Source organism: Xanthomonas sp. SHU 199, assembly GCF_000364665.1.
GTDB classification, from domain to species: Bacteria; Pseudomonadota; Gammaproteobacteria; order Xanthomonadales; family Xanthomonadaceae; genus Xanthomonas_A; species Xanthomonas_A sontii.
In genome coordinates this window covers 1-10,844 of sequence record NZ_AQOI01000633.1, presented here as the reverse complement: position 1 = coordinate 10,844, position 10,844 = coordinate 1, and the positions used below count along the sequence as shown (strand labels likewise).

The 10,844-nt window shown below is 70.7% G+C and carries 7 protein-coding genes; 2 read left to right on the top strand and 5 right to left on the bottom strand.

Annotation, left to right across the window (positions count from 1 at the left end; translation table 11 throughout):
• From D183_RS0118265 to pilG, 5 genes are all read right to left on the bottom strand, one after another.
• Positions 1-5,257, bottom strand: a 5,257-nt coding sequence (locus tag D183_RS0118265; protein WP_017910266.1) for an Hpt domain-containing protein, incomplete at its 3' end; no start/stop codon positions are given.
• Positions 5,258-5,368: 111 nt separating this feature from the next.
• Positions 5,369-7,405, bottom strand: coding sequence for a methyl-accepting chemotaxis protein (locus tag D183_RS0118260; RefSeq protein WP_017910265.1), 2,037 nt, complete (start codon positions 7,403-7,405; stop codon positions 5,369-5,371).
• 40 nt (positions 7,406-7,445) lie between these two features.
• Positions 7,446-7,976 (bottom strand): chemotaxis protein CheW, encoded by a 531-nt coding sequence (locus D183_RS0118255; protein WP_017910264.1) that lies wholly within the window; start codon positions 7,974-7,976, stop codon positions 7,446-7,448.
• A 1-nt stretch (position 7,977) separates the two neighbouring features.
• A complete protein-coding gene (locus D183_RS0118250; RefSeq protein WP_026144622.1) occupies positions 7,978-8,340 on the bottom strand; it encodes a response regulator in 363 nt (120 codons plus the stop codon).
• A gap of 17 nt (positions 8,341-8,357) precedes the next feature.
• Entirely contained in the window at positions 8,358-8,759 is a 402-nt protein-coding gene (gene pilG / locus D183_RS0118245) for a twitching motility response regulator PilG (RefSeq protein WP_003472648.1), read from the bottom strand.
• 242 nt (positions 8,760-9,001) lie between these two features.
• Between pilG and gshB the strand changes: the two genes are divergently transcribed.
• Positions 9,002-9,952: a glutathione synthase gene (gene gshB, locus D183_RS0118240; RefSeq protein ID WP_017910262.1), complete on the top strand. Its 951-nt coding sequence runs from the start codon at positions 9,002-9,004 to the stop codon at positions 9,950-9,952.
• The gene (locus tag D183_RS0118235) at positions 9,949-10,830 is read left to right on the top strand and encodes an energy transducer TonB family protein (protein WP_017910261.1); all 882 of its coding nucleotides are present in this window, start codon (positions 9,949-9,951) and stop codon (positions 10,828-10,830) included. Before gshB ends, D183_RS0118235 begins: the two co-directional genes overlap by 4 nt.
• Positions 10,831-10,844: the final 14 nt, after the last annotated feature.

Genomic DNA, 10,844 nt, shown 5'->3' with positions numbered 1-10,844 from the left:
CGGCATCGCTGGCGGCGGCGAGCCTTTGCCCGTGCGTGCGCGCGTCGAACGCGCCGATCAGGTCCTGCGGCATCGCCACCGCGCGGTGGTTGCCGGTCAGGGTCAACAACTGGTGCAGGCGATCGAAGCCGCGCTCCAGCAACTGCACGTCCTGGCGGTCGAGCTCGGTGCGATGGGCGGCGACGGCCTCCAGCAAGGACTCGATGCCATGGCCGAGGTCGCCGATGGCGTTGATGCCGGCCATGCGCGCGCCGCCCTTCAGCGTATGCAGGTCGCGCTGCAGGCCGCCGAGCACGTCGCGGTCCTGCGGCGCGGCACGCAGCTCGGCGATCAGGCGATCGCAGTGGTCGAGCAGGTCCTTGCCTTCGTCGACGAAGATATCGACCAGCTCGCGATCGAGGTCGGCGAAGTCCAGCGGCCCCAGATCGACGGCCGACAGATCGGTTCGCGCGGGATCGGCCGCGGCATGCGCTGCGTCGGTGTCGGACGGCGCGGGTACGGTGGCCTCCGGCGCTTGCTGGTGGTGTTCTTCGTGGATATCGCCGGCGGACGCCGTGTCGGTATCGGCTGCCGTGGTCGTGTCGTTCCGATCGACGGCGTCCTCGGGCGCGTGGTGCGCCTCGTCGGATGCCACCGGATGCGCGTCCGACGCCGCTTCGCCGTCGGACGGCGTCGCGTGTGCGGCGTGCTCCGCTTCGGCGGCGGCGTCGTGCGGCGCGCCATCACCCGCATCACCGGTCGGCGCGACGTGTTCCGCATCCGCTTCGGCGTGTTCGTCCACCGTGTCGGTGGCGAGAGACGCCGCATCGCCCTCGTGCGTTGCGTCCTCCGGATGCGCTGCGGCATCCGGCGTCGCGTCGCCATGCTCGGCGGCGGACCCGGTATCGTCGTTGGCCGAGGTCACGCCATCGTGGCGCCAGCCGCTCGACGGTGCCAACGGCTGCTGCTGCAAGCCGAGCGCAGGGGCGTCCTCGTTGAGCTGCTGCTCGTGCGCTTCAGCGGTGTCGTCCGCAGGCGCGGGCGCGTCGGCGGTACGATGCGTGGCCGCGTCATCCGCTGCCTGTTCCTGCGCATCTGCGTCGTGGATGTCGTCGGCCGGGGTTTCGGTCGCCTGGTCCGCAGCATCGCCGTCGACTGCCATGTGATCTGGCGCCTGCGCATCGTGCGCGTGCTCGGCGTCATCCTGGGTGTCGTCCGCGTGCGCGTCGGCCGCGTGACCTTCGGCAACGCCGTCGGCCGCCGGGTGATCGGATGCCTGCGCATCCTGCGCGTGCACGGTCGTGTCCTGCGTCGCGTCGGCCTGTTCCTCGGCCTGGCGATCCTCGGAATCGTGCGCTTCGCCTTCGTGCGACGGTGCCTGTGGTTCCTGCACGTCCGTCGGCGTGTCGATCGGGGCATCTACGTCGGCCGCATCGGCCGTCGCGACCGGCGCCGCAGCCGCATCCAACGCGTCCGGTGCGGGATCGTCCGACACCTGCTCGGCGCTCAGTGGCGCGTCGACCGTCAACGCGTCGAGCTGGCCGTCCTGCGCCAAGGCCGCCTGTTCCTCGGCGTGGCCTGCATCCTGCGATGCCGCCGGTTCTTCGACCGGGAGCGCGTCCTGAGCCGACGCCTGATCCTGCGCGGACGCCGCTGCCTCTTCCGAAGACGGTGCGACTGCCGTGTCCGCGTGGACATCGGCGGCGTGCCGATCGACGTCGCCCTCGCCCGCCTGGCCAGCCGCCTCGTCCGCTGGCAGCGTCTCGTGCAGATGCGCGGCATCGCCGAGGAACGCCGACAGATCGTCGGCCGCGGTGAGCTCCACAGCCTGCACGGCCTGCTCGTCCAGGCCAGCCTCGGCCGGTGCCGACGCGGACAGGTCTTCGTCGTCCTCGTCGTGCGCGATCGGCGGCCACTGCACTTCCGGCAGGGTCTCCACCAGCGCGCGCAGGCGCTGCGCCAGGTCGGTGAACGGCGGAATCACCGGCGACGGTGCCTGCAGTTCCGCGATGGTGGCGGCGATGGCGCGCGCCGCGTCCTCGAGCGCACGCACGCCGTCGGCGCTCGGAACGCTACCAGACGCCAAGGCGCGCTTGACGTAGCTCTCGGCCGGCCCGGTGACCGCGGTGATCTCCGGCACGTCGGTCATCGCGAACGCGCCGCTCATGGTGTGCACCGCGCGCAGCAGCGCTTCGTTCGCCGGCTGCGGCGCGTGCTGCAGCCAGGCGTGCACGGTCTCCAGATGGGTGGCGACCTCGGCTTCGAGGATCTCGCGCAACACGCTGTCCACCGACGCCGGTGTGCCCGCGCGCGGTGCGACGGTCGCCTGCGGGGTGGCGAAATAGAACGCCTCCTCGCCGGCGGCGATACGCTCGGCCACCGCCTGGATCGCGTCCAGGTCGGCCTGCACCACGCCGTCGCCGCGCAGCGCGGCATTGAGTTGCGGCAGCACCGCGTAGGCCTGCTCGACCATCGCCACCACCGCCGGGCTGGCCGGGCGCGAGCCGTCGAGCACGCGGTTGAGCATGCTCTCGATCTTCCAGCTGAACTCGCCGAGCACGCGCGCGCCGACCAGGCGGCCGCTGCCCTTCAAGGTGTGGAACACGCGGCGGATCGGCCGCAGGCTTTCGGTGTGGGCAGGCGCGGCGCGCCAGGCCGGCAGCAGCGCACCGAGATTGACCAGTTCCTCGTCGAATTCCTCGAGGAACACCGCGCGGATCTCTTCGTCGATCTCGCCATCGCCATCGATGAAGCCGGTCTCGGCGGCAGGCGGAGCGGCGGCAGGCGCGGCGCTCGCCTCCGCGCTGGCGGGTGCTGCGGCCGCAGGCTCGCCGCTGTGGGCGGCCGCGGTCACGTCGAACTGCGCGGCAGCAGCTTCCAGGTCGGCCAGGAACGCGGCTTCGGCGTCCGAAACCGGTACAGCGTGTGCCTGTACCGGCTCTGGCGTCGCATGCTCCTCGGATTCCAGCGCGGCATGCTCCGGCGCCGATGGCGCATCGGCCACGGCATCGGTGTGCGCGGCCTCGCCGATGGCGGCAAGGCCAGCATCGGTCTGCGCCGAGTCATCCATGGGCGCGTGCGACTCGGTCTCGCGTGCGGCGTCGGTGGCCTCCGCGGCCTCCGACGGGATCGCGTGCGCGGCGTCTTCGGCGTCGGCACCGGCGTCTGCTGGCTCGGCCTCCCCTGCCGCGTCGAGGCGCTCGCCGTGGGCGATATGGGCGCCAGCGTCAGCCAGCGCGGCCGCATCCGGCAGCGCGAACGCGGCCTGCTCGTCCTGCGCGGCTGGGGCGGCGTGCCAGTCGAGCGTGTGCACCTCGTCGGCGGACCCGCCAGGCGCGTCGGCGAACGCCGGCGCGTCTTCCAGTTCGATGACCAGGGGCGGCGTGGAGGCGTCGGCGTCTTCTGCAGCAGCCGGCGTGTCGACGATGATCAGGTTGGGATCGTCGTGTTCGTCCAGGCCAGCGAACGCGGCCGGCACATCGGCCTGCGCCTGCTCCGGATACTCGGCGGCCACCGGATCGAAACCGGCGACATCGGAGGCGGACGCCGCGGAAGCGGCTGCGGCCTCGTCTTCCTGGGCGAGCGTGGGCGGCGTCTGCGGCCGCAACGCGTCCTGCTCCAGCACCAGGGAATCGAGGCTGATGTGCAGCGGCTCGGCGGTGCCGGTCCAACTGTCCTGTTCGGCCGCGACCGGATCGAAACTGAGTGCCTGCGACGTTGCTGTGGGCTCGTGCTCGTCGCGCGCAGCGCCGTCGTCGGCCGGCGCGGAGGCGTGTTCGGCCGCGGTGTCGGCGTCGTCCGTCGCCAGGCTCCACTGCGGCGCCTGCGGTGCGGATGGCGCAGCGTCCTGCGTGCGCGGCGTCGTCTCGAGCGTGTCCTCGGCCGGCGCCAGATCCCAGGCCGGCACGGCCGGCGCGGCGATGGACGGGGGCGCCGACGCGTCGATGCGATCAGCGGCCACCGGCGGCAGCGGCGCAACCGATTCAGCCGCCTCGCTTGCGCTAGGCAACACACCCGGCGCGGCCGGCGCGGTGTCGGGCAGCGGCCAGTAGCGCAGCGCTTCCAGGCTGCTGCGGGTGATGTCGAGGATCTCCTCGCGCCCGGGGCGGCGCTCGCGCAGCGCTTCCAGGTAGTACTCGAGGCTGGCCATCGCGTCGGCCAGGGTGTCGAGCTGGCGGCCGCTGGGCACGCGGCGCTTGCCGATCAGCTCGGTGCCGACGTAGCGGCGCACGCCTTCCAGGTAATCGGCCGGCTGCGGCAGTTCCAGCATGCGCAGGGCACCGGCGACCTCAGCGAGCAGGCGCGGCACCTCGTCCAGGCGCGCATGGTCCCAGTTGGTCTCGATGAAGGCGACGAAGTGCTCGCGGGCGCTGCCGAAATTGGCGATGGCCTCGTGCGCCAGCACTTCCACCGTGCGCCGCGCCTCGGCGGCACTGGCGTCGTCGTGCACGTCGCCGCCGGCGCCGAGATAGGCGACCTGGTCGTCGAGCGAGGCGTCCACGTACAGCAGCGCACCGGCGATATCCAGCAGCAGGCCTTCGTCGGCCGCGCGGGCGCCATCGACGATGCTGCGCAGCGCGTCGCGCTGCTGCACCACCACGCTGCGCGCCACGCCCAGGCCCATCACGCCCAGGGTATCGGCAACGCTGCCCAGCTCGTCGACCTGGGTCTGCAGCGCGGCGACGTCGCCGCCGGTGCGCAGATGCAGGTCCAGCGCGTCCTTGACCCGCAGCAGTTCTTCCTTGATCGCGGTGCCGACGGTGTCGAGCAGTTCGCGGTTGCGCCCGGCGAGGCTGCCACGCGCATGGTCCAGTTCGGCCTCGGTGGCGGCGGCCGCGTCAGGCGCCAGCGCGAACAGCGCGCCCTCGCTGAGGCCGGCTTCGCCGCGCGCGGCGCGGATCTCGTTGAGCAAGGGCAACAACACGATCGGAATGTCGCGATGGCCGTCCTGCAGGCGTTCCAGGTAGTCCGGCAGCAGCACGGTGCCGCGCATCAGCGTGGCGCAGGCCTCGTCGCGGTCGACCCCCTGGCCGTTCTGCACCGCGATCGCCAGCAGTTCCAGTTCCTCGGCGACCATCGCCGGCGCGTACAGCTCGACCATGCGCAAGGTGCCCTGCACCTGGTGCAGGTAGCCGGCGCAAAAACGCATGCGGCCGGTGTCGGCCGGTTCCTCGACGAAGGCCTCGATCTCGCCGCGGACCTGGCGCAGGGTCTCGTCCAGTTCCGGCTTGACCCAGCCCAGCGCGGCATGGCTCATCGCATCGCGCAGCGCGCTCATCGCCGCGTCTCCGCGGCCGGGCACGCGCCGTGCCGCGCGAGCGCGGCGACGGGATGCGGGAGTTGTTCACGGTACGTCATGTGCGCTTCCTTCCACCCGGTTCCGGCCCGCTTACGCCGGCAGCTTGAAGTCGGCGACCGAGCGCCGCAGGTCCGCCGCCAGTTGCGCCAGGCGGCCGATCGATTCGGCGGTCTGTCCCGCGCCTTGCGAGGTCTGTCCGGTGATCTGCCGGATCACGTCCATCGTCTGGGTGATGTCGATCGCCGCCGCCGACTGCTGGTGCGCGGCGATGGAGATGTTCTTGATGAGGGTGTTGAGCGCGTTGGACACGCGTTCGATCTCGGTCAGCGCGGTGCCGGCGTCCTCGGCCAGACGCGCGCCGGACACCACTTCGGAGGTGGTCTGCTCCATCGAGCTGACCGCTTCGTTGGTATCGGCCTGAATGGTCTGCACCAGGCCTTCGATGCGGCGGGTAGCGCCGGAGGTGCGTTCGGCCAGGCGCTGCACTTCGTCGGCGACCAGCGCGAAACCGCGGCCGGCCTCGCCGGCCGAGGCGGCCTGCACCGCGGCATTGAGCGCCAGGATGTTGGTCTGCTCGGAAATGTCGTTGATCAGTTCCACGATCGAGCCGATCTCCTGGGTCGACTCGCCCAGGCGCTTGATGCGCTTGGAGGTCTCCTGGATCTGGTCGCGGATCTGGTCCATGCCCTGGATGGTCTCGCGGACCACGCCGGCGCCTTCCGCCGCGATCACCACCGAGCGCTGCGCCACTTCCGCCGATTCGGTGGAGTTGCGCGAGACCTGCTCGATGCTGGCGGCGATTTCGTTGATGCGCACCGAGGCCGAGCCGATCTGCTCGGCCTGGTGCCCCGCCGCCTCGGCCAGCTGGCGCGCGGTGGCCTGGGTTTCCTCGGTGGACACGGCGACCTTGGCCGAGGTGTCGTTGATGGTGGTCACCAGGTGGCGCAATTCGTCGACGGCGTAGTTGATCGCGTCGGCGATGGCGCCGGTCATGTCCTCGGTGACCGAGGCCTTGACGGTCAGGTCGCCTTCGCCGAGCGAGCTGATTTCGTCGAGCAAGCGCATGATCGCCTGCTGGTTGCGGCTGTTGTATTCCACCTGCGTCTGCAGGCGGATTTCCTGCTCGCGGCTGCGGCTGCGCACCGTGGTCCAGACGAAGCCGACGATCGACAGCAGCGCCAGCAGGCCGGAGATCACGCCCAGCCAGAAATTCGGGAACAGGCGGGTGTCGCGGGTCGAGCCGAACGCGGAGAACGCGTCGAACAGCTTCTTGCTGTCCTCCAGCATCTTGCCCGAGCCGGCGGTCAGCGCCGCGGCGGCGGACTGCGCGGCGAACAGGCTGCGCGAGCTGGCCTGCAGCGCGTCCAGGTCCTTCTTCATCTCCGCCCACTGCGCCTGCGACTGCTCCAGCGCGGCCAATGCGGCAGCGTTGCGCACCGGGGCGATGCCCAGTTCCTCGTTGCCGTTGCGCAGGCCCTCGAGCATCTGCCCGAACACCACTGCGTCGCGCGCCAGCGCGTCGCCGGCGCTGGCCGCACCGCGGCCGCCGGCGCGCATTTCGGTGACGCGGCGGGCCATGGTGCCGGCCACCACCACCTGCTGCAGCGTGTTGTAGATCTGCGCGGCGGGCGCGCCGCCGACCGTCATCGCGCGCACCACCTCGTTCAACTGCGCCTGCAGCTGCGGCACGCCGCCGACGAAGCGGTCGGCGTTGCCGGCCAGCGCCAGCACTGCCGGTTCGCTGTCCACCACCTGCTGCGCGTTCTTGGCCAGTGGCGCCCAGGTGCCGTTGAGGGTCTGCAGCGGCGCGGACACGCCGGCTTCGTTGGCGTAGCGTGCGTTGAGCTCGGCGACGGTGCTCTCCACCTTCGCCTTGGTCTGCTTGAATTGCTTGAAGGTCTCGGCGTTGCCGGACACTGCGTCGCGGGCCTGGTTGGCCAGCTGTTGCGACAGCACCTGCAGGTCGGCCGCGCCGGTGCTGGCGCCGGCCAGGCGGTTGCCCTGCCAGGTGGCCACGCCGGTGTTGGCGCCGAACACGACCAGCGACAACGCCAGCAGGCCCAGCCAGAAACTCGTGCCCACGCTGCCGAGCTTGCTGGCCTTGCGGGCGTCCGGAGCAGTACTCATGATGCGACCTCGGTCTTCGATGCGGAGGCAGCGCGCGCGCTCAGGCGGCGGCTTGCCGGAATTCGGGAGTGCGCGACAGCAGCGACAGCGAGAACACGCCCCAGTCCTGAGCGTCGCCGCGGAAGGCGCGGTCGATGAAGTGCGCGTAGCGGCCCTGGGCCAGATCGCCCGGCTCCACCGCCTGCGCCTCGGTGAAACTGCGCTGGCCGAACAGTTCGTCGATGGTCAGGGCCACGTCGCCGCCGCTCTGGCGCATGATCAGCACGCGCTGGCCTTCCTGCAGCGCGGTGCGCTCGCCTTCCAGGAACTGCTTCAGGTCGACCACCGGGAACAGGTTGCCGCGCAGGTTGCCCACGCCCAGCAGCCACGGCTGCGCGCCCGGCACCGGGGTGACCGGCGGCATGCGCACGATCTCCACCACTTCGCGGAAGTCCGACACCAGGTGGCGCTTGCCGACGCGGTAGCCGACCCCGCGCCAGACGTCGTCGTCGAAGGCGCGTTCGGGCATCTGCACGGCGTGCGCCAGGCTGCGCCGCTCGTAGGCCTCGAGGATGTCGAAGGGCGAGCGCATGTCAGCCCACCAGTTGCTTGATGCGGGCGATCAGCTCGTCTTCCCGCGGCGGCTTGACGATGTAGTCGGTGGCGCCCTGGCGCATGCCCCAGACCTTGTCGGTCTCCATGCTCTTGGTGCTGATGATCAGCACGGGGATGTGCCGGGTGGCCTCATCGCGCGACAGCGCGCGGGTGGCCTGGAAGCCGCTCATCCCCGGCAGCACCACGTCCATCAGCACCAGGTTCGGCGCCTGCTCGCGTACCAGCTTGATGCCGTCCTCCGCGTTGTCGGTGGACAGGACCTGATGCCCGGCTTTTTCAAGCCATTGCGTGAACACCGCCCGGTCGGTCGGTGAGTCCTCGATCAACAAGATACGGGCCATGCTGCCTTTCCCCCTGGTCAGGCGTTGACGTATGTACGGATCGCGCCCAGCAGCTCTTCGCGTGTAAAGGGTTTGGTGAGGTACTGCTCGGACCCGACGATGCGCCCGCGCGCCTTGTCGAACAGGCCGTCCTTGGAGGACAGCATGATCACCGGCGTGGCCTTGAACAGCTGGTTGCCCTTGATCAGCGCGCAGGTCTGATAGCCGTCCAGCCGCGGCATCATGATGTCCACGAAGATGATCTGCGGCTGCTGGTCGGCGATCTTGGCCAGCGCCTCGAAGCCGTCGGTCGCCGTCACCACTTCGCACCCTTCGCGCTTCAGCAACGTTTCGGCAGTACGACGGATCGTTTTCGAATCGTCGATCACCATGACCCGCAAGCCTGCGAGTTCCCCACCCGCAGTCGTGTTTTCACTCATCACTTGCCCCCAAGCGCGCGACGCTTCATCGGATCCGGCTTCGCTGCGAAACGCCATGTATCCCAAGACCCGCTGCGACTGTCAAGGCCGCCGCTGCCGGTCTGCGTTGAACCACGTAACAGCACAAACTATGTCACAGTTTGGCGGATAACGTGCGACGCCGCGCAGCCGCGTCCGACACCCGATGCGCGGCGCCCCCGCCGACCCGCTACCATCTTCCGCTCAGTCTCTCAGGTGCCCCCATGCCGTTCGATGTCATCGTGGTGATGGACCCCATCGCCAGCATCAAGATCGCCAAAGACACGACCTTCGCGATGCTGCTGGAAGCGCAGCGCCGCGGGCACCGGCTGCACTACGTGCGCCCCGGCGGGCTGACCCTGCGCGATGGCTGCGCAACCGCCCAGGCCGCGCCGCTGCGGGTGCGCGACGACAAGGCCGGCTGGTTCGAGCTGGACGCGTTCGCCGAACTGACCTTCGGTCCCGGCCAGGTCGTGCTGATGCGCAAGGATCCGCCGTTCGATGCGGAGTTCCTGTACGACACCCACGTGCTCAGCGTGGCCCAGCGCGCCGGCGCGCAGGTGGTCAACGACCCGCAGGGCCTGCGCGACTTCAACGAGAAGCTGGCCGCCCTGCTGTTCCCGCAATGCTGTCCGCCGACGCTGGTCAGCCGCGACGCCGCCACGCTCAAGGCCTTCGTGCTGGAGCATGGCCAGGCCGTGCTGAAGCCGCTGGACGGCATGGGCGGGCGGTCGATCTTCCGCAGCGGCACCGGCGACCCCAACCTCAACGTGATCCTGGAGACGCTGACCGACGGCGGCCGCAAGCTGGCTCTGGCGCAGCGCTTCATCCCGGACATCAGCGCCGGCGACAAGCGCATCCTGCTGGTCGACGGCGTGGCCGTGGACTACTGCCTGGCGCGGATCCCGCAGGGCGATGAGTTCCGCGGCAACCTGGCCGCCGGCGGCCGCGGCGAAGGCCGCCCGCTGAGCGAGCGCGACCGCTGGATCGCCGCCCAGGTCGGCCCGGAGATGAAACGGCGCGGCATGCGCTTCGTCGGCCTGGACGTGATCGGCGACTACCTCACCGAGGTCAACGTCACCAGCCCCACCTGCGTGCGCGAGCTGGACGCGCAGTTCGGGCTCAACATCGCCGGGCTGCTGTTCGACGCCATCGAGGCCTACCCGGCGCGATGAGCGCGGCCGCCGCGACGCCCGCGCCGCGCATCGGCGAGCGCGAACGGCTCAGCGCCACCCTGGTGCTGTCGCTGATCGTGCACGGGTTGCTGATCCTGGGCGTGGGCTTCGCGATCGACGACGACGCACCGCTGGTGCCGACGCTGGACGTGATCTTCAGCCAGACCAGCACGCCGCTGACGCCGAAACAGGCCGACTTCCTGGCCCAGGCTAACCAGCAGGGCGGCGGCGACCACGACACGCCGCAACGTCCGCGCGACAGCCAGCCCGGCGTGGTGCCACAGCGCCAGGACGGGTTGGCGCCGCAGGCGTTGCGTGCGCAGACCGCGGCCGCGGCACCGGAACCGACCCCGCGCGTGGTCAGCAGCGCGCGCGGCGAGCAGCCGCTGCCGGTGGCGCAGACCCAGCCGCGTACCGACGACCCGCAACGGCCGGTGGACGCGCAGCGCGAACAGCGCGATGCCGAGATGGCACGGCTGGCCGCTGAGGTGCACCTGCGCTCGGAGCAATACGCCAAGCGCCCCAACCGCAAGTTCGTCTCCGCCAGCACCCGCGAATACGCCTACGCCAACTACCTGCGCGCCTGGGTCGACCGCGCCGAGCGCGTCGGCAACCTCAACTATCCCGACGAAGCACGGCGGCGCCGGCTCGGCGGCCAGGTGGTGATCAGCGTGGGCGTGCGCCGCGACGGCAGCCTGGAGAGCAGCCGCATCCTGCGCTCCAGCGGCGTGCCGATGCTCGATGCCGCCGCACTGCGGATCGTGCAACTGGCGCAGCCGTTCCCCCCACTGCCGCGCACCGACGACAACGTCGACATCCTGCAGGTGACCCGCACCTGGGTGTTCCTGCCCGGCGGCAGCCTGGTCGACGACCGCTGAGCGGCACGCAGATC

Bases quoted from the DNA above. Each gene is read 5' to 3' on its own strand.
- D183_RS0118260 (WP_017910265.1), bottom strand. From the start codon at position 7,405: ATGAGTACTGCTCCGGACGCCCGCAAGGCCAGCAAGCTCGGCAGCGTG.
- D183_RS0118255 (WP_017910264.1), bottom strand. From the start codon at position 7,976: ATGCGCTCGCCCTTCGACATCCTCGAGGCCTACGAGCGGCGCAGCCTG.
- D183_RS0118250 (WP_026144622.1), bottom strand. From the start codon at position 8,340: ATGGCCCGTATCTTGTTGATCGAGGACTCACCGACCGACCGGGCGGTG.
- pilG (WP_003472648.1), bottom strand. From the start codon at position 8,759: ATGAGTGAAAACACGACTGCGGGTGGGGAACTCGCAGGCTTGCGGGTC.
- gshB (WP_017910262.1), top strand. From the start codon at position 9,002: ATGCCGTTCGATGTCATCGTGGTGATGGACCCCATCGCCAGCATCAAG.
- D183_RS0118235 (WP_017910261.1), top strand. From the start codon at position 9,949: ATGAGCGCGGCCGCCGCGACGCCCGCGCCGCGCATCGGCGAGCGCGAA.